Origin of the sequence: Streptomyces collinus, from assembly GCF_031348265.1 — a bacterium.
GTDB classification, from domain to species: Bacteria; Actinomycetota; Actinomycetes; order Streptomycetales; family Streptomycetaceae; genus Streptomyces; species Streptomyces collinus.
Map to the genome: position 1 here is coordinate 3,040,056 of NZ_CP133771.1, position 25,899 is coordinate 3,065,954.

Annotated in this window: 23 protein-coding genes; 15 read left to right on the plus strand and 8 right to left on the minus strand. The window is 71.1% G+C overall.

Annotation, left to right across the window (positions count from 1 at the left end; translation table 11 throughout):
• Window positions 1-12: 12 nt before the first annotated feature.
• Window positions 13-498, minus strand: coding sequence for a ribose-5-phosphate isomerase (locus RFN52_RS13710; RefSeq protein ID WP_033314244.1), 486 nt, complete (start codon window positions 496-498; stop codon window positions 13-15).
• Between the two features lie 278 nt (window positions 499-776).
• Here RFN52_RS13710 and RFN52_RS13715 point away from each other — a divergent pair, with 278 nt between their 5' ends.
• Window positions 777-2,267 carry an amino acid permease gene (locus RFN52_RS13715; RefSeq protein ID WP_184846368.1) on the plus strand — a complete coding sequence of 497 codons (1,491 nt, stop codon included), beginning with the start codon at window positions 777-779 and terminating at the stop codon, window positions 2,265-2,267.
• Window positions 2,268-2,372: 105 nt separating this feature from the next.
• Here the strand turns inward: RFN52_RS13715 and RFN52_RS13720 are convergent, their stop codons facing one another.
• Window positions 2,373-4,358 (minus strand): serine/threonine-protein kinase, encoded by a 1,986-nt coding sequence (locus RFN52_RS13720; RefSeq protein ID WP_374050215.1) that lies wholly within the window; start codon window positions 4,356-4,358, stop codon window positions 2,373-2,375.
• A gap of 241 nt (window positions 4,359-4,599) precedes the next feature.
• On the opposite strand from RFN52_RS13720, the gene RFN52_RS13725 reads away from it, so the two are divergent.
• Window positions 4,600-5,325 (plus strand): hypothetical protein, encoded by a 726-nt coding sequence (locus tag RFN52_RS13725; protein WP_184853886.1) that lies wholly within the window; start codon window positions 4,600-4,602, stop codon window positions 5,323-5,325.
• An 85-nt stretch (window positions 5,326-5,410) separates the two neighbouring features.
• Here RFN52_RS13725 and RFN52_RS13730 read toward each other — a convergent pair whose 3' ends face one another.
• Window positions 5,411-5,992: a biotin transporter BioY gene (locus RFN52_RS13730; RefSeq protein ID WP_184846372.1), complete on the minus strand. Its 582-nt coding sequence runs from the start codon at window positions 5,990-5,992 to the stop codon at window positions 5,411-5,413.
• Window positions 5,993-6,439: 447 nt separating this feature from the next.
• Between RFN52_RS13730 and RFN52_RS13735 the strand changes: the two genes are divergently transcribed.
• The 7 genes from RFN52_RS13735 to RFN52_RS13765 all read left to right on the plus strand — a co-directional run bounded on the left by RFN52_RS13735 (window position 6,440) and on the right by RFN52_RS13765 (window position 14,298).
• Window positions 6,440-7,639, plus strand: a complete 1,200-nt coding sequence (locus RFN52_RS13735) for an ROK family protein (protein WP_184846373.1) — start codon at window positions 6,440-6,442, stop codon at window positions 7,637-7,639.
• 230 nt (window positions 7,640-7,869) lie between these two features.
• On the plus strand, window positions 7,870-8,928 hold the full coding sequence (locus tag RFN52_RS13740; RefSeq protein ID WP_184846375.1) for an ABC transporter substrate-binding protein: 1,059 nt from the start codon (window positions 7,870-7,872) through the stop codon (window positions 8,926-8,928).
• Window positions 8,925-9,821, plus strand: a complete 897-nt coding sequence (locus RFN52_RS13745) for an ABC transporter permease (protein ID WP_184846377.1) — start codon at window positions 8,925-8,927, stop codon at window positions 9,819-9,821. The genes RFN52_RS13740 and RFN52_RS13745 overlap by 4 nt, the downstream gene beginning before the upstream one ends.
• Window positions 9,797-10,531, plus strand: a complete 735-nt coding sequence (locus RFN52_RS13750) for an ABC transporter ATP-binding protein (protein WP_033314236.1) — start codon at window positions 9,797-9,799, stop codon at window positions 10,529-10,531. The genes RFN52_RS13745 and RFN52_RS13750 overlap by 25 nt, the downstream gene beginning before the upstream one ends.
• Complete coding sequence (locus tag RFN52_RS13755; protein ID WP_184846379.1) at window positions 10,528-11,871, plus strand: LLM class flavin-dependent oxidoreductase; 1,344 nt, start codon at window positions 10,528-10,530, stop codon at window positions 11,869-11,871. The genes RFN52_RS13750 and RFN52_RS13755 overlap by 4 nt, the downstream gene beginning before the upstream one ends.
• Window positions 11,872-11,897: 26 nt before the next feature.
• On the plus strand, window positions 11,898-12,791 hold the full coding sequence (locus tag RFN52_RS13760) for a TauD/TfdA dioxygenase family protein (RefSeq protein WP_184846381.1): 894 nt from the start codon (window positions 11,898-11,900) through the stop codon (window positions 12,789-12,791).
• A 121-nt stretch (window positions 12,792-12,912) separates the two neighbouring features.
• Entirely contained in the window at window positions 12,913-14,298 is a 1,386-nt protein-coding gene (locus tag RFN52_RS13765) for an amino acid permease (RefSeq protein ID WP_184846383.1), read from the plus strand.
• Here RFN52_RS13765 and RFN52_RS13770 read toward each other — a convergent pair whose 3' ends face one another.
• Both RFN52_RS13770 and RFN52_RS13775 read right to left on the minus strand, forming a co-directional pair.
• Window positions 14,299-16,491 carry a tetratricopeptide repeat protein gene (locus tag RFN52_RS13770; protein ID WP_311240951.1) on the minus strand — a complete coding sequence of 731 codons (2,193 nt, stop codon included), beginning with the start codon at window positions 16,489-16,491 and terminating at the stop codon, window positions 14,299-14,301. It abuts the gene before it with no gap.
• The gene (locus RFN52_RS13775) at window positions 16,488-16,907 is read right to left on the minus strand and encodes a hypothetical protein (protein WP_311240952.1); all 420 of its coding nucleotides are present in this window, start codon (window positions 16,905-16,907) and stop codon (window positions 16,488-16,490) included. Before RFN52_RS13775 ends, RFN52_RS13770 begins: the two co-directional genes overlap by 4 nt.
• A gap of 148 nt (window positions 16,908-17,055) precedes the next feature.
• Here RFN52_RS13775 and RFN52_RS13780 point away from each other — a divergent pair, with 148 nt between their 5' ends.
• A complete protein-coding gene (locus RFN52_RS13780; protein ID WP_184846388.1) occupies window positions 17,056-17,703 on the plus strand; it encodes a superoxide dismutase in 648 nt (215 codons plus the stop codon).
• Window positions 17,704-17,816: 113 nt separating this feature from the next.
• Here RFN52_RS13780 and RFN52_RS13785 read toward each other — a convergent pair whose 3' ends face one another.
• From RFN52_RS13785 to RFN52_RS13795, 3 genes are read right to left on the minus strand one after another with little or no spacing between them, the layout of a single operon-like run.
• The gene (locus tag RFN52_RS13785; RefSeq protein WP_184846390.1) at window positions 17,817-18,593 is read right to left on the minus strand and encodes an SAM-dependent methyltransferase; all 777 of its coding nucleotides are present in this window, start codon (window positions 18,591-18,593) and stop codon (window positions 17,817-17,819) included.
• Window positions 18,594-18,605: 12 nt separating this feature from the next.
• Complete coding sequence (locus tag RFN52_RS13790; RefSeq protein ID WP_184846392.1) at window positions 18,606-19,229, minus strand: histidine phosphatase family protein; 624 nt, start codon at window positions 19,227-19,229, stop codon at window positions 18,606-18,608.
• The gene (locus RFN52_RS13795; protein ID WP_184846394.1) at window positions 19,226-20,710 is read right to left on the minus strand and encodes an FGGY-family carbohydrate kinase; all 1,485 of its coding nucleotides are present in this window, start codon (window positions 20,708-20,710) and stop codon (window positions 19,226-19,228) included. Before RFN52_RS13795 ends, RFN52_RS13790 begins: the two co-directional genes overlap by 4 nt.
• Window positions 20,711-20,866: 156 nt before the next feature.
• Between RFN52_RS13795 and RFN52_RS13800 the strand changes: the two genes are divergently transcribed.
• The 5 genes from RFN52_RS13800 to RFN52_RS13820 are packed head-to-tail and all read left to right on the plus strand — an operon-like array spanning window position 20,867 to window position 25,892.
• Complete coding sequence (locus RFN52_RS13800) at window positions 20,867-22,288, plus strand: ABC transporter substrate-binding protein (protein WP_184846395.1); 1,422 nt, start codon at window positions 20,867-20,869, stop codon at window positions 22,286-22,288.
• Between the two features lie 4 nt (window positions 22,289-22,292).
• Window positions 22,293-23,177 (plus strand): carbohydrate ABC transporter permease, encoded by an 885-nt coding sequence (locus RFN52_RS13805; protein ID WP_184846397.1) that lies wholly within the window; start codon window positions 22,293-22,295, stop codon window positions 23,175-23,177.
• Window positions 23,174-23,998, plus strand: coding sequence for a carbohydrate ABC transporter permease (locus tag RFN52_RS13810; RefSeq protein WP_062926869.1), 825 nt, complete (start codon window positions 23,174-23,176; stop codon window positions 23,996-23,998). The genes RFN52_RS13805 and RFN52_RS13810 overlap by 4 nt, the downstream gene beginning before the upstream one ends.
• Window positions 23,995-25,086 carry an ABC transporter ATP-binding protein gene (locus RFN52_RS13815; RefSeq protein ID WP_184846399.1) on the plus strand — a complete coding sequence of 364 codons (1,092 nt, stop codon included), beginning with the start codon at window positions 23,995-23,997 and terminating at the stop codon, window positions 25,084-25,086. Before RFN52_RS13810 ends, RFN52_RS13815 begins: the two co-directional genes overlap by 4 nt.
• A complete protein-coding gene (locus RFN52_RS13820; protein WP_184846401.1) occupies window positions 25,083-25,892 on the plus strand; it encodes a DeoR/GlpR family DNA-binding transcription regulator in 810 nt (269 codons plus the stop codon). Before RFN52_RS13815 ends, RFN52_RS13820 begins: the two co-directional genes overlap by 4 nt.
• Window positions 25,893-25,899 lie beyond the last annotated feature (7 nt).

The following is a 25,899-nucleotide window of genomic DNA, read 5'->3' on the forward strand; positions in this document are numbered from 1 at the left end:
AGGCCGGGTCGGCTACTGCTGCGGGTGGTGCGGCGGGATCGGGGGCAGGTCGCCGGTCGTTTCGTAGGCGGACAGCATGTCGATCCGGCGGATGTGACGTTCGTCACCGGAGAACGGCGTGCCGAGGAACGTCTCCACGAACTTCGTCGCCTCGTCCTGCGAGTGCATGCGCGCGCCCACCGCGACGACGTTCGCATTGTTGTGCTGACGGCCCAGGGACGCCGTCTCCTCGCTCCAGGCGAGGGCCGCACGGACGCCCTTGACCTTGTTCGCGGCGATCTGCTCGCCGTTGCCCGAGCCGCCGATGACGACACCGAGGGCGTCGGGGTCCGCGGCCGTGCGCTCCGCTGCGCGGAGGCAGAAGGGCGGGTAGTCGTCCTGGGCGTCGTAGATGTGCGGGCCGCAGTCGACGGGGTCGTGACCCGCCTGCTTCAGCCACTCGACGAGGTGGTTCTTGAGTTCGTAGCCCGCATGGTCCGAGCCGAGGTACACGCGCATGGGACGAGTGTGACACGGGTGTTTCGGGGAAGGCGCGCGGGGTGTCGCTCCTGAAAACCCGAGGCAAATGTGAGCCGCATTACTGAACCTCAGGAAAACCTCAAGTAACAATCTGGATTCAAAGGTTCTCCTATCCGTTCGCCTCCGATTCACTGGACCGGCTCGTACACCGCTCGTGCGAGTCCCCCGTACACCGCCATGCCGCGAAACACCCCGTTCGTGCGGCTCGTGCGTCTCGTACGGAAGTACAGCTCCCCGGCGCAAAGGAAATCCGTTCCATGACCTCGCAGCCGACCATGAACAAGACCGGAAACGAACCCGGAGGGCCCGGAGAACCCGGAGCCGAGGGCTCCGGGCTGCAGGCCGGGCTCAAGAACCGGCATCTTTCGATGATCGCCATCGGCGGTGTCATCGGCGCCGGACTCTTCGTCGGGTCCAGCTCCGGTATCGCCACCGCCGGGCCCGGCATCCTGCTGTCGTACGCCCTCGTCGGCACGCTCGTGGTGCTGGTGATGCGGATGCTCGGTGAGATGTCGGCCGCCAACCCGACCTCGGGTTCCTTCTCCGCGCACGCCGACCGGGCCCTCGGGTCCTGGGCCGGTTTCTCCATCGGCTGGCTGTACTGGTTCTTCTGGGTCGTGGTGCTGGCGGTCGAAGCGACCGCCGGTGCCGTGATCCTGGAGGGGTGGATCCCGGCCGTGCCCCAGTGGGGCTGGGCCCTGATCGTGATGGTGGTGCTGACCGCCACCAACCTGGTCTCCGTCGGCTCCTACGGCGAGTTCGAGTTCTGGTTCGCGGGCATCAAGGTCGTCGCCATCGCCGCGTTCATCGTCATCGGCGGGCTGGCCGTCTTCGGGCTGCTGCCCGGTGTGGACAGTGAGCAGGCCGGGCTGGGCAACCTCACCGAGCACGGCGGCTTCCTGCCCAACGGGGCCGGCGCCATCCTCACCGGTGTGCTGCTCGTCGTCTTCTCCTTCATGGGCAGCGAGATCGCGACCCTGGCCGCCGGTGAGTCCGAGAACCCGCAGCAGGCCGTCACCAAGGCCACCAACAGCATCATCTGGCGTGTCGCCGTCTTCTACCTCGGCTCGATCGCCGTCGTCGTGTGCCTGCTTCCGTGGGACAGCAAGGCCATCGCCAAGGACGGCTCCTACGTCGCCGCGCTCGACTCCCTCGGCATCGCGCACGCCGGTCAGATCATGAACTTCATCGTGCTGACCTCGGTGCTGTCCTGTCTGAACTCCGGCCTGTACACCGCCTCCCGCATGGCCTTCTCCCTCGGCCAGCGCGGCGACGCTCCGAAGGCCTTCGCCCGCACGACCTCCAACGGTGTGCCGCGCACGGCGATCCTCGCCTCCGTCGCCTTCGGCTTCGTGGCCGTCTTCTTCAACTACAAGTTCCCGGACTCCGTCTTCCTGTTCCTGGTGAACTCCAGTGGTGCGGTCGCGCTGTTCGTGTGGCTGGTGATCTGCTTCTCCCAGCTGCGCATGCGGAAGATCATCAAGGCCGAGGCGCCCGAGAAGCTCGTCGTGAAGATGTGGCTGTACCCGTACCTGACCTGGGCGACCGCCGGGCTGATCGTGTTCATCCTCGGCTACATGCTCACCGACACCGAGCACGACGGGCGCCAGACCATCCTGCTGTCGCTGCTCGTCGCCGCGGTGGTGCTCGTCATCGCCTTCGTGAAGAAGGGAGTGCGCGGGGGCCGGCCGGCCGCCGATGCCCCGCAGGCTCAGGGTGAGGAGCGCAGCGAGGTGTCGGCCGGCTGATCCTGCGGCCACCGCCTCACCGTTCGTCGTGAACGGGGGCCTGTGGTGCGTGCTGCCGCACGCACCACAGGCCCCTCTCCTTTTCCATCGCTTTCCCACGGCCGCTCACAGCACCGTGAAACTGTCCCTGACCTTCTCGTAGATGACGAGTGCCTCCTGTTCGGCCCCGGCGTCGTACCACGTGTTGACCTGGTACGACTTGCCGGTCACGTTGAAGCCGAGCAGCCGGGCGTGCCAGTGGACGCCCTTCAGCGTGAACGTGTACTCCCAGACCACCGCCGGGTGGCCGCGGAACGTGGTCTCCTCCAGGCGGATCTTGCGGTAGTCCTGGCCCTGGTGGGCGTTGCGCTCCGAGGTCTGCCAGGTCTCCAGCAGGTCGCCGCGGGCCAGGGAGGACTTGCCGACCAGTTCCTGGGTGCCGTCCGGGGAGGTGTAGTGCACCTCCGCGCCCGTCTTCACGTCCCGCCGCCAGCCGTCCGGCGTCGCCCACGCGAACCCGCCCGCCTCCCGGTGTGTGCCGGGCGGCAGGGTCTGCGGCCTCGCGGTGCCCTCGACGGTGGGTGAGGGGGCGGTGGTGCTGCCGCCATGGTTGGCCGGCGCGGACGCGGAGGATCCGGCGCGGGGAGTGTCGTCGTCTCCCGGTGAGCCCGCTGACGTCGCCAGCAGGATGCCGACGACGGTGCCGGCGGTGGCGAGGGTGGCTGCCGCGGCGGTGAGCGCCGTACGACGGCGGCCCGCGCCGTGCCGGGGACGCGCGCCGGGCGCGGCCGGGACGGCCGGTCCGGGGAGTTCACCCGGCGGCATCGGCGTGGGTGCGGGGTGGGGGCGGCGCTCGGTCTCCGCCTGTGCGCGGGTGAGGGAGACCGGGCCCCGGGACTTCGCGGACGTCTCCGTGGGTGTGGACGTCTCCGTGGGTGTGGTGGGTGCGGGGTGGAGGTGCGGGCCCGGGGCGGGGGCGGGCCGGCGGGGGTCCCTGGGTGCCGGGAGGTAGGCGGGGGTCGGTGATTCATGCGGGGCTTCTTGCGTGGATTCCTGCGGGGGCGTGGGCAGAGGTGCCCACGACTGCGGCTGCGACAGCGAGTGCGGCTGCGGGGCCGGTTGCCGCACGCCGAGGGTGGTTTCCAGATCAGGCGCAGCCGGTGGCCACAGGGGCGGTGGGGACTCCTCGTCCGTCTCGGACTTCGGCTCCGGCCCCGCCTCCCGCCGGCGTTCCGGCTCCGGCTCCCGTACCCGCTCCGGCTCCGCCTCCCCCGGTCCCACCCCGACCGTCACCGTGACCGTCGGTGTCGGGACCGGGAACGCCACCGGTCGCAGTGCCGTCTCCAGCGCGTCCAGGTCCGGGCGGGCCGACGGCTCCTTCGCGAGCAGGGACGTCAGGATGTCCCGCAACGGGCCTGCCGCGGCAGGGAGTTCCGGCTCCTCGTACAGGACCGCGTGCAGTGTCGCGAGCGTGGTGTCGCGGGAGAACGGGGAGCGGCCGCCCAGGGCCGCGCAGAGGGTCGCACCCAGGGACCAGATGTCGGACGGCGGGCCCTGGGGGCGGCCGGAGATGCGCTCGGGGGCCATGTAGTCGGGCGAGCCGACCAGCATGCCGACCATCGTGAGCGCCTTGGCGTCCTGGATCGCGGCGATCCCGAAGTCCGTGAGGACGATCCGCCCTCCGCGGCCGGAACCGGTGCCGTCGCCGCGCCCGGATCCGGCCACCCCGTCCGCGGGCTCCACGAGTACGTTGCCGGGCTTGATGTCGCGGTGCAGTACGCCCCGTTCATGCACCTGCCGCAGCGCCGCGACCAGTCCGAGTCCGATGCGGGCCGTCTCGCCGGGGCTCAGCGGGCCCGCCTCCGTGAGGATCCGTTCGAGGGAGCGGCCCGCGACCAACTCCATGACGATCCACAGGCGTTCGCCCTCGTCGACCACGTCGTAGACCCGTACGACGTTGGGGTGGTCGATCCGGGCCGTGGCCCTGGCCTCGCGCAGGGTGCGTTCGCGGCGGGTCCTGCTGTCCTCCGCGTCGAGACCGTCAATCCGCATTTCCTTGACGGCGACCGGCCGGTCGAGTATTTCGTCGGCGGCTCGCCACACCCGCCCCATTCCCCCCTGGCCGATACTTTCGACCAACCGATAGCGTCCCGTCACCAATATCCCTGGAACACCGCCGCTGTTCGCATTCCCCGGCAATCCGCTGCACCCCCTCCACGACACCGCGACCGACTCCAGTGAAACACAATGGTCACACTTCGTGCTGCACCAGGATAGTGCGGTGAAATCTTGTGGTACCTCTTTCAGTGCTGCGAATTCAGGCGCAGCCCAGGGGGACGCAAGGGGGGCGAACATGAGTTCTCGTCGTTCGACAGCGGTCGCGGGATCGCTGGTCATGGCATCTTTCTCGGCGGTGTTGATCCTTTCCGGCACGGCCGGGGCGGAGGACGAAGGGCCGCCGAGCGGCAAGGGGGGAAAGGCAGTTGACGAGGCGCCGGCGGGGGTGAAGCTCACCACGCTGCTGCCCGGGAAGATCTCGGTCGACAACGGCTCGGAAAAGACGGCGATTACCGCCACGGTGAAGAACGAGGGGAGCAAGGACAGCGGAAAGATCAGGCTGTTGGTCGTCGGTTTCGACGGGCTTGTCGTCAAGGGCGTCGAGGGATGTTCGGCGATACCCGAGAACGGACTTCCGGAAGGCTCGAACAGCGGATTCGCATGCCCGATCGACAATCTCGCGGCCGGTAAGTCGAAGTCGTACGCCGTCGACGCAACGTTCGACCTCGGCAAGACCGGGAAGATCTGTCTGCCCGTGCAGACGGGCGACGGGAAGAAGACCTTCTGGCAGCAGGGCCCGGTGCCGTTCGGCACGAGCAACCCGTCGCCGAACGCTCCGGCCACGCCCCTGCTGCTCGGTACCGACAACGAGCCGGCGGGCCCGGGCGGCAAGGAGCTGCCGAAGACCGGTCCGGCCCGTGATCTGCTGCCGCTGGGCGCGGCCGGGGCGTCGCTGCTCGCGGCGGGCGTGGCCGGAATGTGGTGGTCGCAGCGGCGGCGGCCGGGGGCTCAGGAGGGCTGAACCAGCCGCTGTCACGCCGCGCGGAACGCGGAGAGGCCCGCCGTGGGCATCGCCCCGGCGGGCCTCTTCCGCAACTCCTGTGCCGTCAGCGCTTGTTCGCGAACTTCCAGGCCGTCGGCAGGGCGCCCATCGCCAGCGCCGCCTTCAGCGCGTCGCCGATGAGGAACGGCGTGAGGCCGGCCGCGATCGCGGCGGTGGCGGACATGCCGGTGGCGAGGGCCAGGTAGGGCACGCCGATGGCGTAGATGATCGCCTCGCCCACCAGCATCGTGCCGGCCATGCGCAGCACCGAGCGGTCGGCGCCGCGGCGGGCCAGGGCGCCGACGACGGTGGAGGCGAGGATCATGCCGAGGATGTAGCCGAAGGAGGGGGCGACGCCCGAGGTGCCCTGCGCGAACCACGGCACGCCCGCGATGCCCGCCACGGCGTACAGTGCGAGCGCCATGAAGCCGCGGCCGGCGCCGAGGGACGTGCCGACGAGCAGCGCGGCGAAGGTCTGGCCCGTCACCGGCACCGGGGAGCCCGGCACGGGCACGGAGATCTGGGCGGCGAGGCCGGTGAGCGCGGCGCCGCCGAGCACGAGGGCCGCGTCCCGGACTCGGGATGCGGGGAGCAGGTCGGCGAGGACCTGCCCGGTGCTGGCGGGTGTGGCGGCAGCGGTGCTCATGGGGACTCCGCGAAGGTGAGGGCCGGTGGGACATCGTGACGCTATCCCAGCGTGCCCGGCCCGATCACCGTCAGCCGTCCACAAAGACGTGGACCGGCCGTTGGTCGGCTTCGCACAAAGGATGCGGGTTACAGCGACCATGCGGTGACGCCGGTCACGGTGATGGGGTGCCATGCGCCACGAGAGCGGGACGGGGCGCGTCTGTAGGGTTCCCCCAAAGGCTCCGCGCGCCGTCTCGCCCGTCGGTCGCCGTCTGGGCAGCCCCTGGTCGTTTTGCTAGCGTCGCCGACATGGTTGCCCAGGCCCGGTACTTCTCGTCGCGTCGCTATGTCGACCTGCGACGCCAGGGCACGGCCACCTGTCGCCGCCCGGTGTGAGGCGGGGCGGAGGGATCCGGTCCGCCGATCGAGACGGCGCAGTGTCGGACCGGCCTCCAGGAAGATTCCCATGCCCCGTACAGCGGCTCCCCTTCTGACGTCCCCCATCCCCCGTGTCGCCGACAGCGACCGGCGCCGCACCAGTGCGAGCGTCGTCCTGCGGTCCGTGCTGGAGCACGGGCCGGTCGCGCGCAGCACCATCGCCCGGCTGACGGGCCTGTCACCGGCGTCGGTCACCGACTACTGCGCCCGGTTCGCCGAGTTGGGGCTCATCCGGGAGTCCGCCGTGCCGCGGCGGTCCAAGGGTGTGGGGCGGCCGCATCTGCCGGTCGACCTGGACGACTCCCGGTTCGTGGTGGGCGGGGTGCACGTGGCGGTGCCGTACACGACGGTCGCGCTCCTGGATCTGCGTGGGCGGGTGCTGGCCCGCAGCGAGGTGAAGCACGGACGGGCCCAGCCCGCGCAGGTGCTGGCCCGGGCCGCCGACACGCTGGCGGCGCTGCTCGCCGGGGCACCGGGCAGCAGGGCGCTGGGGGTCGGGTTCGCCGCGGGCGGCTGGGTGGACCGGGACTCGGGCACCGTCGTGGAGCATCCGCTGCTGGGCTGGCGCGAGGTGCCGGTGCGGGAGGTGCTCGGGGCGCGCACCGGGCTGCCGGTCCATGTGGACGGCCACGCACGGGCGTTGGTGAACGCGGAGCGGCTGTTCGGGCGGGCGCGGGGCAGCCGCAGTGTGCTGCACCTGTTCGCGGGCCATGTCGTGGACGCGGCGTTCGCCACCCATGACGAGGTGCACCACGGCCCGCGCTCCCAGGCGGGGTCGATCGCCCATCTGCCGGTGCCGGGCGGCACGGAGCCCTGCGACTGCGGCCGGCTGGGCTGCCTCCAGGCCGAACTGAGCGAAGGGACGCTGTGCCGGCGGGCCCGTGCGGCGGGCGTCGTCGACGGGGTGAACCCGATGCACGTGGTCGATGCCGCGGCGGCCGGCGACCCGGTGGCCGTGCGGCTGCTGCGGGAGCGGTCGCGCCGGGTGGGTCGTGCCGTCGGGCTGCTGCTCGATGTGCTCAATCCCGAGCGGGTGGTCGTGACGGAGATCGGGGTCATGCACCGGGCGGACTGTCTGGCCGCGCTGCGGGAGGAGGTCGGAGCGGATCGCGCCGCGACCGTCTCGCCTGTCAGTTTCCCGGATTCCGTGCTGGCCGTTGCGGGTGGCGCGGTGGCGCTCGACGTCCTTTACCGGGATCCGCTGGCCGCGTCACCTGACGCTATTTAATTCAGAAACTCGGAATGTTGACAGAGCGGGCCGCCGACCAGGAACATCCTGTTCATGAGCCCGCTCACGAGCTGTCGCACCCTCTGTTGCTGACCCGTTGACGCGCCCCCGGCGCCCCTTCACGGAGCGTCTTCTTCTTCCTTTGTGACATTCGCGTGAATTCCTTGGCAGGTCATTTCCTGCCCGGAATTCCGCGCGCTGTGCCGTTTTCCATACCCAGGGAGCCTCCCATGCCCTCGCCCCCCGTTTCCGGTCCCGACCGGCGCCTGTTCCTGACCTCGCTGCTCGGCGTGACGGCCGCGGCGGCCGGACTGAGCGGCTGCGCGGACAGCAGCGCCGCGGCCGACGAGACGGCCTCCGACGCTCCACTGGCCTCCAAGGTCCCCGCGGGGACGGGCCTGAAGATCTCCTCGTACCAGAACGCGCAGCAACTCCAGTTCAAGCTGGCCGGATTCGACGATCTGCCGTTCAAGGTGTCCAACTGGCTGAACATCGGCGCGGGCCCCGATGTCATCAACGCCTTCCGCGCGCAGTCCCTGGACGTCGCCAACAACGCCGGGATTCCGCCGATCCAGGCTCACTACCAGGGCTTCGACGCGAAGATCGTCGCGATCAACATCACCCGCAAGCCCAACTACCTCTTCGCCACCAAGCCCGGCAGCGACATCCGCCGGGTCTCCGGCTTCCGGGGCAAGCGGCTGGCCTTCTCCCAGGGCCAGGCGCAGGGCGTCGTCCTGCTGCGGGCGCTGAAGAAGGCCGGGCTGGCGTACGACGACGTGGAGCTGGTGCCGCTGACCAGCAACCAGTTCCTCACCGCCCTGCAGTCCGGGCAGGTGGACATCGCCCCGCTCGCCAACACCCAGGCACCCGCGTATCTGACGCAGTACAAGTCCGCCCGCACCATCGCCACGGACGTGGTGGACCTGCTGAGCCTGCTGTGGGCGCCGGTGTCGGTGCTGAACGACCGGGCGAAGGCCGCCGCGGTCGCCGCGTACGTCCCGTACTGGGCGAAGAGCCAGGTGTGGACGTACGAGCACCCCGACGAGTGGAACGAGCGGTTCTACGTCGGCACGCAGAACCTGACCCTCGCCCAGGCGAAGGCGGTCACCGCGCTGGCCAACAAGCCGCTGTTCCCGCCCCGTTGGGACGAGGCGATCCGGTGGGAGCAGGAGACCGCCGATCTGCTCGCGGAGGGCGGCTTCGTGAAGAAGTTCGACGTCTCCGAACTCTTCGACCACCGCTTCGAGTCGCTCGCGGCGAAGGCCGTGCCCGCGGAGTACCGGAGGTGACCGCCGTGACCACGACGACGCACACGACGACGCACTCGTCGACCCAGTCGACGACCACGACCGCCACCCCGCCGCTCGTCGCCCTCGCCGAGGACGGGACGCGCCAGGTGCGCCGGCGCCGGCGGCTGGCCCCCGGCAAGCGGCTGCCCGCCACCCGGCTCGTCGGGCCCGCGGCCGTCCTCGCCCTGTGGAGCGTCGCCTCCGCCGCCGGGCTGCTCGACCCGGGCGCGATCCCGGCCCCCTGGACCGTGCTGGAGACGGGCAGCCGGCTGTGGAGCGCGGGCACGCTGCCGGACGACATCCTGACCTCGTTGCAGCGCGCGGCCACCGGCTTCTCGATCGGCCTGGTCGTGGGGATCCTGCTCGCGCTGGCGTCCGGGCTGACCCGGACCGGGGAGGCGCTGATCGACGGGACGGTGAACCTCAACCGGGCGATCCCGACCCTGGGTCTGATCCCGCTGTTCATCCTCTGGCTGGGCATCGGCGAGACCTTCAAGATCGCCATCATCGCGATCGTCGTCTACATCCCGATCTACCTCAACACACACGCCGCGCTGTCCGGCATCGACAGCCGCTTCGTCGAACTCGCCGAGGTGCAGGGCCTGTCGAAGCTCCGGTTCATCCGGCAGGTCGTCGTACCCGGCGCGCTGCCCGGCTTCTTCGTCGGGCTGCGGCTCGGGGTCACCGGATCCTGGCTGGGCCTGGTGGTGCTGGAGCAGATCAACGCCACCAGCGGCCTCGGCTACATGATGTTCCAGGCGCAGAACTACGGCCAGACGGACGTCATCCTCGTCGGCCTGGTCGTCTACGGCATCTTCGGCCTCATCTCCGACAGCGCGGTCCGTCTTGTCGAACGGAGGGTGCTGTCATGGCGCCGCACACTGAGCAGCTGACCCGCCCCGCCGTCCAACTGCGCGGCCTGACCAGGTCGTTCGACGGGCGCACGGTCCTCGACGGCATCGACCTCGACCTGCCCGCCGGGCAGCTGACGGCCCTGCTCGGGCACAGCGGCTCCGGCAAGAGCACCCTGCTGCGGGCCATCGCCGGACTCGACCACGGCGTCACGGGCTCCGGGCAGCTGATCGCGCCCGAGCGGGTGTCGGTGGTCTTCCAGGACTCCCGGCTGCTGCCCTGGCGGCGGGTCCTCGACAACGTGCTGCTCGGCGCGGAGGGCAAGGACGCCGGCCGCAGGGGCCGTGCGGCCCTGGAGGAGGTCGGGCTGAAGGGCCGCGAGCGGGCCTGGCCGGGCGAGCTGTCCGGCGGGGAGGCCCAGCGCGCCGCCCTGGCCCGGTCCCTGGTCCGCGAGCCGGAACTGCTGCTGGCCGACGAGCCGTTCGGGGCGCTGGACGCCCTCACCCGGATCCGGATGCACGGCCTGCTGAGGGAGCTGTGGGAGCGCCACCGGCCGTCGGTGCTGCTGGTCACGCACGACGTGGACGAGGCGATCGTGCTCGCCGACCGGGTGCTCGTCCTGGAGGAGGGCCGCATCGGCCTCGACCTCACCATCGACCGCGCGCACCCGCGGTCGTACCGCGACCCCCTGCTCGGCGAGTACCGGGAGCGGCTGCTGGCCGCGCTCGGCGTCACGGAGGACCATCGATGACCCGCAGACAGCTGCATCTCAACGCGTTCCTGATGAACACCGGCCACCACGAGGCGTCGTGGCGGCTGCCGGAGAGCGACCCGTACGCGCATGTGGACCTGGCGCACTACGTACGGCTCGCCCGGATCGCCGAGCGCGGCACGTTCGACTCGCTGTTCCTCGCCGACGGCCCCCAGCTGTGGAACAACCTCGCGCAGCGGCCCGCCGGGGCACTGGAGCCGATCACGCTGCTGACCGCCCTGGCGACGGCGACCGAGCACATCGGCCTGATCGCCACGGCCTCCACCTCGTACAACTCGCCGTACAACCTGGCCCGAAAGTTCGCCACGCTGGACCATCTCAGCGGTGGCCGAGCAGGCTGGAACATCGTCACGACCGCCGGTGCCGAGGCCGCCCGGAACTTCGGTCTGGACGCCGAGCCGGCGCACGCCGAGCGGTACGCGCGGGCCGCCGAGTTCCTCGACGTGGCGCTGAAGCTGTGGGACAGCTGGGAGGACGACGCGATCGTCGCCGACAAGGCGGCGGGCGTGTGGGGCGACGACGCGAAGATCCACCCGCCCCGGCACCAGGGGCGCTTCTTCAGCGTCGAGGGGGCGCTCAACGTGCCCCGCTCGCCGCAGGGTTACCCGCTGCTCGTGCAGGCCGGCTCCTCCGAGGACGGCAAGCGGTTCGCCGCGCGGTACGCGGAGGCAGTGTTCACCGCCCAGCAGACCGTCGAGGACGCGCAGGCCTTCTACTCCGACCTCAAGGCCCGGACGGTCGCGGCCGGCCGGGACGCGGACCACATCAAGGTGCTGCCGGGCATCGTCCCGGTGATCGGCTCCACGGAGGCCGAGGCGCGGGCGAACGAGCGGGTCCTGGAGGACCACATCGTGCACGCGCACGGCGTGGACCGCCTGGAGCGGCTGCTGCAAGTGGCCCCCGGCAGCCTGGAACTGGACGGCCCGCTCCCCGCCGATCTGCCGCCGGAGAGCGCCATCGAGGGTGCCAAGAGCCGCTACACGCTCGTCGTCGAGCTGGCCCGGCGCGAGCGGCTCACCGTGCGGCAGCTGATCGGGCGGCTCGGCGGCGGGCGCGGGCACCTCACCTTCGCCGGGACGCCCGAGCAGGTCGCCGACACCATCCAGCTCTGGTTCGAGTCGGGCGCGGCCGACGGCTTCAACATCATGCCCGCGCTGCTGCCGTCCGGCCTGGAGGCCTTCGTCGACCACGTCGTCCCGGTCCTGCGCGCCCGCGGCCTGCTCCGCACCGAGTACGGCAGCGCCCGCCGCACCCTGCGGGACCGCTACGGCCTCCCGCGCCCCGCCAATCAGCACACCATCGCCCCCGCCCTCGTCTGATCCCCCTCGTCCGGAAGGAACCCGTCATGGCCATCGAGATCCACAAGGTCACCGCGAACATCGGCGCCCGCGTCGAGGGCATCGACCTCACCCGTCCCCTCGACCAGGAGACCTCCACCGCCCTGCGCGAGGCGCTCAACGCCCACAAGGCCCTGGTCTTCGACGCGGAGGGCCTGGACGACGCGGGCCAGCAGGCCTTCGTCCGCCACTTCGGCGACATCACCACCGCCCACCCGACGGTGTCGGCCGTGGACGGCGCCCCGAACGTGCTGCCGGTCGACAGTGAGGGCGGCCGGGCCGCCAACCACTGGCACACCGACGTCACCTTCGTCCTCAACCCGCCGCAGGCCACCAGCCTGCGCAGCATCACCGTCCCGCCCTACGGCGGCGAGACGCTGATCGCCAGCTCGGCCGCCGCCTACCGGAACCTGCCCGACTCGCTGCGCGGCCTCGCGGACACGCTGTGGGCCGAGCACACCAACGACTACGACTACGCCGTCCCCGAGGAGGACGTCGACGAGGAGCAGTCCGCCCGGCGCGCCCAGTTCACCTCGATCAAGTACCGCACGGTCCACCCGGTGGTCCGCGTCCACCCCCTCACCGGGGAGCGAGGCCTGTTCATCGGCGGGTTCGCCCAGCGGATCGTGGGCCTGTCCCCCGGGGAGTCCCGCAAGATCCTCGACCTGCTCCAGGCCTACGTCACCCGGCCGGAGAACGTCCTGCGCCACCGCTGGTCGCCGAACCAGCTCGTCCTGTTCGACAACCGGATCACCCAGCACTACGCCGTCGACAACTACGACGGCCGGCCCCGCCGCCTGCACCGGGTGACGGTCGCCGGGGACGTCCCCGTAGGGGTGGAGGGCAAGGAGAGCTACGTCATCGAGGGCGACGCCTCGCACTACACACCGGTCGCCGCCTAGCCACACAGAGCGACGCGACTGTCCGGATAGTGGGATGCCTCTTCGTGTGAGCGGAGAGGCATCCGAGACTGGCGGCGTTTTTGCCCTCGTACGCCTCTCACGCATAGGACGAGCCGCGCCGATGCCCAGCAGCACCACCACGGGGACCCCGCCCAGCACGGACGCTTCCCTCTCCCACGGTCTGAAGCAGCGCCACCTGTCGATGATCGCCCTCGGCGGGGTGATCGGAGCCGGGCTGTTCGTCGGCTCCGGTGCCGGTATCGCCGCGGCCGGTCCGTCGATCGTGGTCGCCTACGCCCTCTCCGGTGTCCTCGTGATGCTGGTGATGCGGATGCTCGGCGAGATGTCGGCCGCGTATCCGTCGTCGGGGTCGTTCTCGGCGCACGCCGAGCGGGCGATCGGCCCGTGGGCCGGGTTCACCGCCGGCTGGTCCTTCTGGGTGCTGCTCTGCACGGCCGTCGGCCTGGAGGGCATCGGCGCCGCGAAGATCGTCAGCGGCTGGCTGCCGGGCACACCGGAGTGGACGTGGGTCGCGCTGTTCATGGTCGTCTTCTGCGGCACGAACCTCGCGGCCGTGAAGAACTTCGGCGAGTTCGAGTTCTGGTTCGCGGCGCTGAAGGTCGGAGCGATCACCCTGTTCCTGGTGCTCGGTGTCCTGGCGATCCTCGGGATCCTGCCCGGCACGGACTCCCCCGGCGCCAGCCACCTCACGGACTTCCTGCCGAACGGCGGTGAGGGCCTGGTCATCGGCCTGCTCGCGTCGGTCTTCGCCTACGGCGGCCTGGAGACGGTCACCATCGCGGCGGCCGAGTCGGAGAACCCGGTCAAGGGCGTCGCGAGCGCGGTCCGTACGGCGATGTGGCGCATCGCGCTGTTCTACATCGGCTCGATGGCCGTCATCGTCACGCTGGTGCCGTGGGACTCCAAGGAGGTCGTCGAGAAGGGCCCGTACGTCGCCGCCCTCGACGAACTCGGCATCCCGGGCGCCGGCCAGCTGATGAACGTGGTCGTGCTGGTCGCCCTGCTGTCGGCGATGAACGCCAACATCTACGGCGCATCCCGCATCGCGTACTCGCTGGTGGAGCGCGGCCAGGGCCCGAAGGGGCTTGGCCGGGTCTCGGGCGGGGTGCCGCGGATCGCCGTGCTGGCGTCCTCGGTGTTCGGGTTCCTGTGCGTGCTGCTGAGCTACTGGCGGCCCGACGACGTCTTCGCCTGGCTGCTGAACATGATCGGCGCGGTGATCCTGGCCGTCTGGATCTTCATCGCCGTCTCCCAGCTGCGCCTGCGCCGCCGCCTGGAGCGCGAGTCCCCCGAGAAGCTGGCCGTGCGCATGTGGGCGTTCCCCTGGCTGACCTGGGTCGCCCTGGCCGGCATGGCCGCGGTCTTCGTCCTGATGGCCCGGGAGCCGGACACACGGGTGCAGCTGTACTCGACGGGCGGGATGATCCTGGTCCTGGCGGGGGTCGGGTACGGGTGGCAGCGGGTGCGGGCCGGGCACCGGGTCTGATCAGCCCCGGGCCCCGGCCTGCCAGGTGGCGACCCAGGCCCGGTCGTGCGCGGCGAAGGGGTGCTCGTGGCCGAGCACCCGTGCCCGGTGTTCGGACAGCTCCTTCATCATGCGGATGGCCTCGTCGGTCCTGCCCAGGGCATGGGTGATCCGGGCGGTGAGGGAGGTGGCCGACAGGGTGAGGGGGTGGTCCGGGCCCTGGAGCCGGATCCGGTCGGCCAGCACCTGGCGGGCCATGGGTTCGGCCTCTGTGTGGCGGCCGAACCCGAACAGGCCGCCGGCGTAGTCGTGCCGGGCCAGCACCGTCGTGGGATGGTCCGGGCCCAGGGCACGCTCGCAGGCCGCGACGAGTGCCGGGCCCTCCTGCGCGAACTCCCGCTCCTTGCCGAGCTGGGGCAGGATCTCGATCAGTCCGCACCAGATGAACAGCGCCTCCGTACTGTCCTCCCCCAGTGTCCGCCGGTAGCCGTCCAGCGCCCGTCCGGCCCAGGTCTCGGCCTCCTCGTCCCGGTCGAGCAGATCGAGCGACTGGGACAGCGCGGCGCAGCTGTGGAGCGTGTCCACGTCATCGGCGCCGAGCAGGGTCTCCCGGCGTTGCAGCACCCGGCGGTGCAGCTGCTCCGAGTCGGCGAACCGCCCCATCCGGAACAACGCCGTGCCCTGAAGGTGCTCGGCCTCCAGGACCAGCCGGTGGTCGGCGCCCAGGACGCCCCGGACCGCTTCGACGACCGTGGGCGCGAGCGCCAGTGCCGCCGCGTAGTCCCCCGATTCGTAGACCTGCCGCAGGGTCCGGACTCCGAGGAGCGCGGTCCGCTCGTCGGCGGCCACCGTGAGCAGTCTCGTCACGTGCGGTGTCAGCAGGGCGAGCCGGCTGCGCGTCGCGGGGGTGTCGGAGCCCTCGTCGGGCAGGGCGGTCTCCAGGAGTGCGGCCGCGGCGTCCGCGACGCTCGCGCGCCGGTCCTCGGGCACTCCCCCGGCGACGCTGTCGAGCAGCACGCCGTGGGCCCGCACGCAGCGCACCCCGTCCACGGTGACCAGTTCGGCCAGCGAGTGGTCGATCAGGCCCCTGAGCGACGGCTCCAACTGTTCCGGGCGAAGGGCGGGTTCGAGCCCGTCGACGGTCACCTCTCCCCGGGCCACCGGCACCAGCACGCTCAAGGGCACGGGGTCCGCGGCCAGGAACGACAGCAGCCGCAGGAGTGCCGTCGCCTCGGGAAGCCCCTGCCCCGCCAGTGCGTCCAGCGACAGCTGCCAGGTGCGGCCCACCAGTTGGCGGGACTGGCTGCCACCGTGTCCGGCCGCTCCCCGGTCGACGATCACCGTCGACTCCTCGCCGAGCTTGCGGTCGTACTCGTCCATGGACCACGACTCCAGGAGCTGGTGGGAGAGATGAGAGCCGGCGAGCGTGAGGGCGAGCGGCAGCCGGCCCAGCCGCTCGGCGACCTTCCGCGCCGATGCCAGGTCGCCCGCGTCCGGCGCGAGATCGCACAGCACCTGGGCCGCCTCCTCCAACGGCAGGACGCCCAGCGGGTGCCGGTGCACGCCCGGTCCCCGCCACAGCGGCGACGTGGCGTGGCGGGTGGTGACCAGCACCGTGCCGCGGCCGCTGGACCGCAGCCAGGCGCCGCTCTCCAGGACCGTCGGGTCGTCGGCGTTGTCGAGGACGAGCAGCCAGGGGTCGGTGGAGTGGTCGAGGTGGTGCCAGACGAGGTCGGCGGCAGCGCGCCGGCCCGCTGCCGCGGCGGCGAGCTCGCCCGCCCCCGCACCTCGGTCCCCGGCAACCGCCAGCATCCCGGCGCGCAGCGACATCAGCTCGGACGCGTTGACCCAGAAGCCGACGCGCCCGTGTTCGCGCACCGCCTCGTTGAACAGCCAGTACGCCAGCGCGGTCTTGCCGCAGCCGCCCATGCCGTGCACGACGTGCACCTCACCACCGGGTCCGGCGACGGCCGCGCCGAGCGTCTCGCGCAGCTCCTCACGGTTGCGCAGCACTCCCGGCGCCCGGCCGACCAGCGGCATCCGTACGGAGTCGGGAGCGGCCGGCCCGGCACCCGCGGACAGCGCGGCCTCCCGCCCGAACAGCGGGCCGCCCGCGCCGGCCCCGTAGTGATGGTGGTGTTCCTCGATGTGCTGGTCGCCGGAGGTCTGGAAGATGCGCCCCTGTCCCGAGGCCCGGGCGCCGAGCTCGCTCATCGTTCGGTGATGTGCTGGTCGCGGCCGGCCTGGTAGACCCGGCCGCTGCCGGAGACCTCGGCGCGCAGCCGGACCTCCACCACGGACTGTGCCTCCGCGGACCGGGGGTCCAACTCCGCAAGGATGCGGCGGAGTTCGTCGGCCACTTCGGGCCGGGCGACCAGGAGACGGCGGACCCTCGCCTGCCACTCGGCGGCGAGTTCGGACTCGGTGTCGGCGTCACCGGTCCGCTGGGCGAGCAGGAGGTCCTCGCGGGTGGCCTCCAGTTCGCCGCCGACGGCCTCCGCGCGGTCGGGCTGGAAGCGCTGCCAGAGGGAGACGAGTCCCTCGCGGGCCGACTCCCAGGCCTGGCCGGCCATCAGCGTCACCATCGTCGTTCCCGCGGTTCTGGCGAGTTCGGCGATCTCGGGCCCCATGGCCGCCCCCTTCCTACGAGAACCGATAGTAGGTCGCACTCCACCGCCGCGCACCGCCGTTCCGCGCGTCCGCCCGGCCCGGCGTCCTTCTTGCTGTTAGCGTGTACTTGCAAGCAAGTTGCAATAAGGTCCGGAGGGGATCCCGCCCATGCCCGTCTACACGTTGCCCGAGCTGCCGTACGACTACTCCGCGCTCGCCCCCGTGATCAGCCCCGAGATCATCGAGCTGCATCACGACAAGCACCACGCCGCCTATGTGAAGGGCGCCAACGACACGCTGGAGCAGCTGGCCGAGGCGCGGGACAAGGAGACGTGGGGGGCGGTCAACGGGCTGGAGAAGAACCTGGCCTTCCATCTCTCCGGGCACATCCTGCACAGCATCTACTGGCAGAACATGACCGGTCCGAAGGACGGCGGCGGCGAGCCGCTGGCGCAGGACGGGGTGGGTGAACTCGCGGACGCGATCACCGAGTCGTTCGGGTCGTTCGCCGGCTTCAAGGCCCAGCTGACCAAGGCCTCCGCGACCACGCAGGGTTCGGGCTGGGGCGTGCTCGCCTACGAGCCGCTGAGCGGGCGGCTGATCGTGGAGCAGGTCTACGACCACCAGGGCAACGTCGGCCAGGGCGCCACCCCGATCCTCGTCTTCGACGCCTGGGAGCACGCCTTCTACCTCCAGTACCGCAACCAGAAGGTCGACTTCATCGAGGCGATGTGGCAGGTCGTCAACTGGCAGGACGTGGCCCGCCGTTACGAGGCCGCCATGTCCCGGGCGGATGTGCTGCTCCTGGCCCCCTGAGGCCGTGAAGCGTCCTGCCTCGTGATCGTCTTCTCACCCTTCACGAACGGCAGGCGGAAAGAAGGAAGCCCCCGCGAGGACGTGACTCGCGGGGGCTTTCCGTGGTGTGGGCGCTACGGCTTGCGGCCCAGGCCGCCGTGCTGGCCGATCGGCTCGGCCGGCGCGCCCGGTTCGGGGTGCCAGAGCGGCACCGAGACCACGCCGGGTTCCACCAGCTCCAGGCCCTCGAAGAACGCCTCGATCTGCTCGACCGGCCGCAGGAAGTACGGGACCGCGCCGGTCTCGTTGTAGGCGTCCTGGGCCTGCTCGTAGGCCGGGTCCGTGCCGCGTGAGCCCTCGTTGAGGGAGAGGTGGCTGCCGGAGGGCAGACCGGCCATGAGGCGGCGGACCAGGTCGCGGGCCTCCTCGTAGTCGGCCACGTGACCCAGGATGCCGCTCAGGATCAGGGCCGTGGGCCGGGTGAGGTCGAGGGTCTTCCCCGCGGCCTCGATGATCTGCTCGGGCTCGTGGAGGTTGATGGGCTCGTACGCCGTCGCGCCCTCGGGGGTGGAGGTGAGCAGGGCGCGGGCGTGGGCGAGGACCAGCGGGTCGTTGTCGACGTAGACGATCCGCGCCTCGGGGGCGAGGCGCTGGGCGACCTCGTGGGTGTTGTCGACGGTCGGCAGGCCGGTGCCCACGTCGAGGAACTGCCGTACGCCGGCCTCCTGGACGAGGTACCGGATGCTGCGGCCGAGGAAGGCACGGCTGCTGCGGGCGATGGTGACGATGCCGGGGAAGACGGCGGTGTACGCGTCACCGGCCGCCTCGTCCACCGGGTAGTTGTCCTTGCCGCCCAGCCAGTAGTTCCAGATCCGGGCCGAATGCGGCACCGACGTGTCGATCTGCTTCATGTGCTCATAGTGCTACGGCACATCGGCCTCGCACGGCACATTGAGTGAGAGGAGTGCGGCGGAACCGTCGGGGTTCACGCGCAGTTCGCTGACGGCCCCGTTGCGCAACCGCGGGAGCACCCTGCGGTACTCGCCGACCGGGATCGACAGCAGGGTGCACAGCACCAGGCGCAGCAGGGTGTTGTGGGCGACGACCAGGACGCGTTCGCCGGGGTGCGCGGCGGCGATGTCCCGCAGGGCGCGCACGCCGCGGGCCGCCGCCGCCCGGGGGTCCTCGGCGCCGGGGAAGGAGTGCTCCACCGGGTCGGCCCGGTAGGCCGCGGCCCACTCCGGGTCCTCGGTCTCGAACTCGGCGAGCGTGCGGCCCTCCAGCACGCCGAAGTCGCATTCGCGCAGGTGGGGTTCGCTCTGGGGGGTGAGGCCGAGGGCGCGGCAGGCGGGCTCGGCGGTGGCGACGGCGCGGGACAGCGGGGACGTCCAGATCGCGTCGACGGGATGGGCGGCGGCCCACCGGCCGAGGGCCTCGGCCTGGGCGCGGCCGGTGTCGGTGAGGTCGATGTCGCTGATGCCGGCGTAGCGGTTCTCGGCGTGCCAGACGGTCTGTCCGTGGCGGACCAGCAGGAGGGTCGTACTCATGATGCGGAAGTATCCCCGCCCAGACGGCTGTGTGCGTGCGCGGCGACCGGACCGGGCAGCCAGCCGCGGTCCCGCAGGGCGTCGACCAGACGCGCGTAGGGCTCGGCGAAGACCGCGGTGCGGCCGGGGCGGGGTTCGACGACGGTCCGGACGCGCACCATGCGTTCGGCGACGTCCGCGAGGGCACCGGCCCCCGACGCCCCGTGGGCGGCCAGCGCCGCCATCCCCAGGGCCGGTTCGGTCTGCTCGGGGACGCGGGCCGGGCGTCCCAGGATGTCGGCGCGCAGCTGGTTCCAGTACGGGCTGCGGGCGCCCCCGCCCGTGAAGGTGAGCGGGCCGTCGAGGGGGGCGCCGAGATGGTGCAGGTAGTCCAGGCACAGGCGTTCGGTGAGGCCGACCCCCTGGAGGAGGGCCGCCCACAGGTCGGCGTCCTCCACGGGGTCGCCCAGGACGAACGGGGTCGCCTCCGGCGCCCGGAACGGGAACCGCTCCCCCGGTGACACCAGCGGGTAGGCGACCGCACGGGACGGTTCGTGAGCAGCCGCCCGCGCGTCCATGCCGGCCGGGTCGGCCCCCGGGAAGTGCGCCGTGAGCGCCCCGGCCCCGACGCTCGACGCCCCGCCGGGCAGCCAGGTGCCGTCCGGGGCACGGTGGTTGTAGACCACGCCGGTGGGGTCGCGGACCGGGTCGCGGGCGGCGCCCTTCAGCACGAGCGTGGTGCCGAGCACGGAGTTCCAGGAGCCGGGCCGCAGTGCGCCCGACGCGATCTGGGCCGCGCAGCCGTCGGTCATCCCGGCGAGCACGGGCGTGCCGGCGGGGATGCCGGTGGCGTCGGCGGCGGCCGGGCAGACCTCGCCGAGGCGCGTCCCCGGGCCGACGACATCGGGCAACAGGCCGTCCGGCAGGCCCAGTCGGGCGAGGGCGGCCTCCGGCCAGGCGTCGCCCGCCAGGTCGTAGCCGGTTTTCAGGGCATGGCTGGAATCGGCCGGGGGTGGCTCGCCCGTGAGCCGGCCGACGATCAGGTCGGGCTGGTGCGTCAGGCGCAGTGGGGTGCCGCCGTACTCCCCCAGCAGCCACAGCGCCTTCGGCAGCGCCCAGGTGTCCTGGACCGCGAGCCCCGCCTCCCGCGCCCGCGCGGCCTGCGCCTTCGCCCGCCCGTCGTCGTACATCAGGGCGGGGCTCACCGGGCGGCCCGAGCCGTCCGTCAGCAGGACCGTGCCGGACGTGCCGCACACCGCGAGTCCGCCGACCGGCAGACCGGGCGGTGCGGAGCCGAGGGCCGCCCGCGACGCCTCGCACAGCGCCGCCCACCAGCGCAGCGGGTCCTGCTCGTGCCGCACCCCGTCCCGCCGGCCCGTCAGCGGGGCCGAGCCGCTGCCGAGGACCGTGCCGTCGGCGGTGACGAGCAGCACGCGGACGCTCTGCGTGCCGAGGTCGATACCCAGCCAGGCCGCGCCCTCGCCCGCACCCTCGTCCACCATCCGGAACCTCCCGTGCCGTCGCAGCCGGATCTGTGAACTTCTCACTGTGCCCCGATATTTTCCCGTGCGCGAGGGATTGACGCCCAACTTCAGCCGTTCCACCCTCTGTTAACGAGTCGACTCGACGTGTTAACCAGGCTCCACGCGGAGGTACGGATGGACACGCACGTGCACGACCGCCGGCGCTTCCTCGCCCTCGCCGCCGGGGCGGCGGCGGCCCCGATGCTCACGGCCTGCGGCGCCGGTTTCGGCGGGAACGACGACAAGAGCGACGGCTCCGCCGCGGACGACGTCACCGGTTCCTTCGACTGGAAGCGGGAGAAGGGCACCACCGTCAAGGCCCTGCTCAACAAGCATCCCTACACGGACGCGCTCATCGCCGACCTGAAGTCGTTCACCGAGAAGACCGGCATCAAGGTCGAGTACGACGTCTTCCCCGAGGACAACTACTTCGACAAGCTCACCGTGGACCTGTCCAGCGGGCGTGCCTCCTACGACGTCTTCATGCTCGGCGCGTACATGGTGTGGCAGTACGGGCCGCCGAACTGGCTGGAAGACCTCGGCCCCTGGATGCGCAACTCCTCGGCCACGGGCGCCGAATGGGACCAGGCGGACTTCTTCCCGAACCTGCTCCAGGCCGACCAGTGGTCCCTGAAGGCGGGCGCCCCGCTCGGCCAGGGCGGACAGTACGCGCTGCCGTGGGGCTGGGAGACCAACGTCGTCGCCTACAACACCGAGGTGTTCCGCAAGCTCGGCGTGAAACCGGCGGACACGTTCGACGAGCTGACCGAACTCGCCGGCACCATCAAGCGCAAGGCGCCGGGCGCGGGCTTCGACGGCATGTACGGGATCGCCGTACGCGGGTCCAGGAGCTGGGCCACCATCCACCCGGGCTTCATGACGATGTACGCCCGCAACGGGCTGAAGGACTTCACGGTCGACGGCGGGAAGCTCACCCCGGCCATGAACAGCCCCGAGGCCGTCGCCTTCACGGAGGACTGGGCGCGGATGGTCAAGCGGGGCGGGCCGCCGTCCTGGACGTCGTACACCTGGTACCAGTGCTCCAGCGACCTGGGCGCGAAGAAGGCCGGGATGCTGTTCGACGCCGACACGGCCGCCTACTTCCAGGCGGTGAAGGGCGCGAGCCCCGCCTCCGGGAAGATCGCCTTCCACCCGGGACCGAAGGGGCCGGGAGGGTCGCTGGCCACCAACATGTGGATCTGGTCGCTCGGCATGAACGCCAAGAGCAAGAAGAAGAGCGCCAGCTGGCTGTTCCTGCAGTGGGCCACCGGCAAGGAGCACCTGCGCAAGAGCGCGATCACGCACAACCACATCGACCCGGTGCGCAAGTCCGTCGCCGACGACGCCGCGTACAAGGACAAGATGCGGCATCTGCCGGGCTTCCTGGAGACCTTCGAGACGGTCGTCGACCAGACGAAGATCCAGTTCACCCCGCAGGCCCAGTTCTTCGACGCGACGACCAGCTGGGCCTCGGCCCTCCAGGAGATCTACGGCGGCAAGGGAGCGAAGTCGGTCCTGGACGGGCTGGCGGACGACCTCGCCGGCAAGGTGGGCTAGAGCGATGGGGTGGCGGCTCACCCTGCGCCCGTACCTCCTGATCGTCCCGGCACTGCTGCTGACCTGCGGGATCCTCTACCCCTTCGGCCTCGGGCTGTACTACACGCTGTTCGACTTCTCGGCGAGCAAACCGCAGCCGGACATGGTGCGGTTCGAGAACTACGGAGCCGTCTTCACCCAGGAGGCGTTCTGGAACTCGGCGTGGGTGACGGTGCTGTACGCGGTCGGGGCGGCGCTCGCCGAGACGGTGCTCGGGGTGGCCGTCGCCCTGCTGCTGCACCGCTCGACGATGGTCGGCCGGGTGCTGGAGAAGATCCTGATCCTGCCGCTGATGATCGCGCCGGTGATCGCGGCGATCATCTGGAAGCTGATGCTCCAGCCGTCGGTCGGGGTGGTCAACTACTTGCTGAGGCCCTTCGGCCTGGGCGGGGTGCAGTGGACCGACACCCCGACGGGCGCGCTGCTGTCGTCGATCGCCGTGGACGTCTGGGTCTACACCCCGTTCGTGGCGATCCTCGCCCTCGCCGGTCTGCGGTCGCTGCCCGCCTCCCCGTTCGAGGCGGCGGCCGTGGACGGCGCGGGGTGGTGGTACACCTTCCGGCGCCTGACCCTGCCGATGTTGTGGCCCTACGTCCTGGTCGCGGTGATCTTCCGGTTCATGGACTCGCTGAAGGTGTTCGACATCATCTACGCCCTGACGGAGGGCGGGCCGGGCGACTCGACGGTGGTGCTCCAGATCCGGGCGTATCTCGAAGCCATCCGCTTCCAGCGGTACTCCTTCGGGATCAGCTACACGATCGTGCTGTGGGCCGTGGTCTATCTGGCCGCGATGGTGCTGGTGAAGCACCTGGGGAAGATCCAGCGGAAGGCCGCGGAGGTGACCACATGAGGAAACGCCTGGTGGGGTGGCTGTGCGACACCGCCCTGATCCTCTACTTCGTCTTCGCGCTGTTCCCGATCGCCTGGATGGTGATCCTGTCGCTGAAGCCGGCCGACCAGCTCTTCTCCACCTACTTCTCCTTCTCCCCCACCCTCGACGGCTACCGGACGGTCCTCGGCGACAGCGAGGGCATCCCGTTCGTGCGGTTCTTCGTCAACAGCCTGGTGGTGTCGGTGGGGGCGGTCGTGCTGTCGCTGGTGGTGGGGCTGCCGGCCGCCTACGCCTCGGCCCGGTGGCGGTTCAAGGGCTCCGAGAACCTGATGTTCACGCTGCTGTCGTTCCGCTTCGCACCCGAACTCACCGTGATCATCCCGCTGTTCGTGCTCTACCAGAAGCTCGGTCTCTTCGACACGTACGTCGGCATGGTGTGGGTGCTGCAACTCGTCACGCTGCCGCTGATCGTGTGGATCATGCGGTCCTACTTCGCCGACCTCACACCCGAGCTGGAGCAGGCCGCCCTGCTCGACGGCTACACCCGCAAGCAGGCGTTCTTCAAGGTGGCGCTCCCGCTGGTCAAGCCGGGCATCGCGGCCGTGTCGCTGCTGGCGTTCATCTTCGCCTGGAACAACTTCGTCTTCCCGCTGATCCTCACCTCCAACGAGGCCCAGACGGTGACCGTGGGCGCGCTGTCGTTCCTCGGCGGGGACCGGCCCAAGTACAACCTCACGGCCGCCGCCGCGCTGGTGTCGGTCGTACCGCCGCTGCTGCTGGCGCTGACGATCCAGCGGTACCTGGTGCGGGGCCTGTCGTTCGGGGCGGTGAAGTCATGATCCGGCTGAGCGGGATACGGAAGTCGTACGGGAAGACCCTCGCCCTCGACGAACTCGAACTGGAGGTGCGGGAAGGCGAGTTCTTCTGTCTGCTCGGACCGTCCGGCGCGGGCAAGACCACCACCCTGAAGACCGTCGCCGGGCTCGAACAGCCCGACTCCGGCACGGTCGTGCTCGACGGCGAGGACATGCGGGGGGTCGAGCCGTACGACCGGGGCGTGGCGATGTGCTTCGAGAGCTACGCCCTCTATCCGCACCGCTCGGCCTACGACAATCTCGCCTCGCCGCTGCGCTCGCCCCGGCACCGGCTGCCCGCCGCCGAGGCCCGGCAGCGGATCGGCGCGATCGCCGAACTGCTCGGCATCTCCGGGCTGCTGGACCGGCCCGTCGGGCAGCTGTCCAACGGTCAGCGGCAACGCGTCGCCCTCGGCCGGGTCCTGGTCCGCCCGGCCAGGGCCTTCCTGCTGGACGAGCCGCTCTCCCACCTCGACGCCAAGCTCCGCCAGCAGATGCGGGCGGAACTGAAGGCGATCGGGGCCGTGCAGCGCACCACCACCCTCTACGTCACTCACGACTCGGTCGAGGCACTGGCGCTCGGGGACCGGATCGGGGTCATCCGGGAGGGCCGGATCGTGCAGACGGGCACGCGGGAGGAGATCTGGTACGAGCCGTACGACACGGAGGTCGCGCGGGCCTTCGGCCGGCCCCGGATCAATCTGCTGCCGGGCGTGGTGACGGAGAGCGGCGTGCGCTCGGACGGCGGTGTGGAGCTGCCGGTCCGGGCGCAGGCCGCACCGGGCACGGAGGTGCTGGTGGGCCTGCGTCCCCGGGACATCGCCCTGCACGGCGGCGAGGGCCACGGGCTGGCCGGGACCGTGTACGTCACCGAGGTGCTCGGCCGGTCCGTGGAGGTCACCGTCCGGCTCGGGACCGGGGAGCAGCGGGTGTCGCTGGTGGCCCCGCGGGCGGACGCGGCGCGCCTTCGTCCGGACGATCCGGTACGGCTCGTGGTCCGGCCTGAGAACCTGCTGCTGTTCGAGGCCGACCGGCCGGAGCGACCGGGACGACGGATAGAGACGCAGCCATGAGCAACAGCAGTGGTGGACAGCAGGGGCCCGCGGCGCGGCAGGCCGCCATGGCCGAGCAGGTGCTGGCCGACGGCTCGGCGACGGCGGCGGAACTCGCCGAGCGGTTCGGGGTGAGCCTGATGACCATCCACCGGGACCTCGACGAGCTCGAACGGCAGGGCATCGTACGGAAGTTCCGGGGCGGGGTGACCGCGCAGCCGTCTGGGGTCTTCGAGTCGAACGTGCAGTACCGGCTGAAGAGCATGCGCGCAGAGAAGGCCGCCGTCGCCGAGCACGCGCTGCGGATGGTGGAGCCCGGGATGGCGATCCTGCTGGACGACTCCACGTCCACCCTGGAGATAGCCAGACGGCTGCGCACGGCCGAGATCACACCGCTGACGGTCGTCACCAACTTCCTGGAGGCCATCAACCTCCTCTCCGGCCAGCGGGGCATCCACCTGATGGCGCTCGGCGGCGACTACGACCCGCTGCACTCCTCGTTCCTCGGGGTGTCGTGCGTGGAGGCGGTCCAGCAGCTCAGGGTGGACGTGTGCTTCGCGTCGACGTCGGCCGTGCACGGGGGTTACGCCTACCACCAGGAGCAGCACATCGTGTCGGTGAAGCGGGCGATGCTCGACGCGGCGGCACGGAACGTCCTGCTGATCGACCACACCAAGCTCGGCCGGGTCGCCCTGCACCGGGTCGTCCCCCTGTCCCGCTTCGACACGCTCCTCGTCGACGACGGGGCGTCGCCGGAGGCACTGCGGGATCTGGACGAGCACAAGGTCCGTTACGAGGTTTGCGCGACTCCCGCTCGTGAGCCGTAAGGGCGCG

What these genes read in the sequence shown, in the direction of transcription:
- RFN52_RS13770 (WP_311240951.1), bottom strand. Translation starts at nt 16,491, where the DNA reads ATGAGCGAGCTCGGCGCCCGGGCCTCGGGACAGGGGCGCATCTTCCAG.
- RFN52_RS13760 (WP_184846381.1), top strand. Translation starts at nt 11,898, where the DNA reads ATGGCCATCGAGATCCACAAGGTCACCGCGAACATCGGCGCCCGCGTC.
- RFN52_RS13800 (WP_184846395.1), top strand. Translation starts at nt 20,867, where the DNA reads ATGGACACGCACGTGCACGACCGCCGGCGCTTCCTCGCCCTCGCCGCC.
- RFN52_RS13790 (WP_184846392.1), bottom strand. Translation starts at nt 19,229, where the DNA reads ATGAGTACGACCCTCCTGCTGGTCCGCCACGGACAGACCGTCTGGCAC.
- RFN52_RS13750 (WP_033314236.1), top strand. Translation starts at nt 9,797, where the DNA reads ATGGCGCCGCACACTGAGCAGCTGACCCGCCCCGCCGTCCAACTGCGC.
- RFN52_RS13710 (WP_033314244.1), bottom strand. Translation starts at nt 498, where the DNA reads ATGCGCGTGTACCTCGGCTCGGACCATGCGGGCTACGAACTCAAGAAC.
- RFN52_RS13810 (WP_062926869.1), top strand. Translation starts at nt 23,174, where the DNA reads ATGAGGAAACGCCTGGTGGGGTGGCTGTGCGACACCGCCCTGATCCTC.
- RFN52_RS13785 (WP_184846390.1), bottom strand. Translation starts at nt 18,593, where the DNA reads ATGAAGCAGATCGACACGTCGGTGCCGCATTCGGCCCGGATCTGGAAC.
- RFN52_RS13735 (WP_184846373.1), top strand. Translation starts at nt 6,440, where the DNA reads ATGCCCCGTACAGCGGCTCCCCTTCTGACGTCCCCCATCCCCCGTGTC.
- RFN52_RS13740 (WP_184846375.1), top strand. Translation starts at nt 7,870, where the DNA reads ATGCCCTCGCCCCCCGTTTCCGGTCCCGACCGGCGCCTGTTCCTGACC.
- RFN52_RS13765 (WP_184846383.1), top strand. Translation starts at nt 12,913, where the DNA reads ATGCCCAGCAGCACCACCACGGGGACCCCGCCCAGCACGGACGCTTCC.
- RFN52_RS13795 (WP_184846394.1), bottom strand. Translation starts at nt 20,710, where the DNA reads ATGGTGGACGAGGGTGCGGGCGAGGGCGCGGCCTGGCTGGGTATCGAC.
- RFN52_RS13775 (WP_311240952.1), bottom strand. Translation starts at nt 16,907, where the DNA reads ATGGGGCCCGAGATCGCCGAACTCGCCAGAACCGCGGGAACGACGATG.
- RFN52_RS13820 (WP_184846401.1), top strand. Translation starts at nt 25,083, where the DNA reads ATGAGCAACAGCAGTGGTGGACAGCAGGGGCCCGCGGCGCGGCAGGCC.
- RFN52_RS13780 (WP_184846388.1), top strand. Translation starts at nt 17,056, where the DNA reads ATGCCCGTCTACACGTTGCCCGAGCTGCCGTACGACTACTCCGCGCTC.
- RFN52_RS13805 (WP_184846397.1), top strand. Translation starts at nt 22,293, where the DNA reads ATGGGGTGGCGGCTCACCCTGCGCCCGTACCTCCTGATCGTCCCGGCA.
- RFN52_RS13755 (WP_184846379.1), top strand. Translation starts at nt 10,528, where the DNA reads ATGACCCGCAGACAGCTGCATCTCAACGCGTTCCTGATGAACACCGGC.
- RFN52_RS13815 (WP_184846399.1), top strand. Translation starts at nt 23,995, where the DNA reads ATGATCCGGCTGAGCGGGATACGGAAGTCGTACGGGAAGACCCTCGCC.
- RFN52_RS13720 (WP_374050215.1), bottom strand. Translation starts at nt 4,358, where the DNA reads ATGGGGCGGGTGTGGCGAGCCGCCGACGAAATACTCGACCGGCCGGTC.
- RFN52_RS13730 (WP_184846372.1), bottom strand. Translation starts at nt 5,992, where the DNA reads ATGAGCACCGCTGCCGCCACACCCGCCAGCACCGGGCAGGTCCTCGCC.
- RFN52_RS13725 (WP_184853886.1), top strand. Translation starts at nt 4,600, where the DNA reads ATGAGTTCTCGTCGTTCGACAGCGGTCGCGGGATCGCTGGTCATGGCA.
- RFN52_RS13715 (WP_184846368.1), top strand. Translation starts at nt 777, where the DNA reads ATGACCTCGCAGCCGACCATGAACAAGACCGGAAACGAACCCGGAGGG.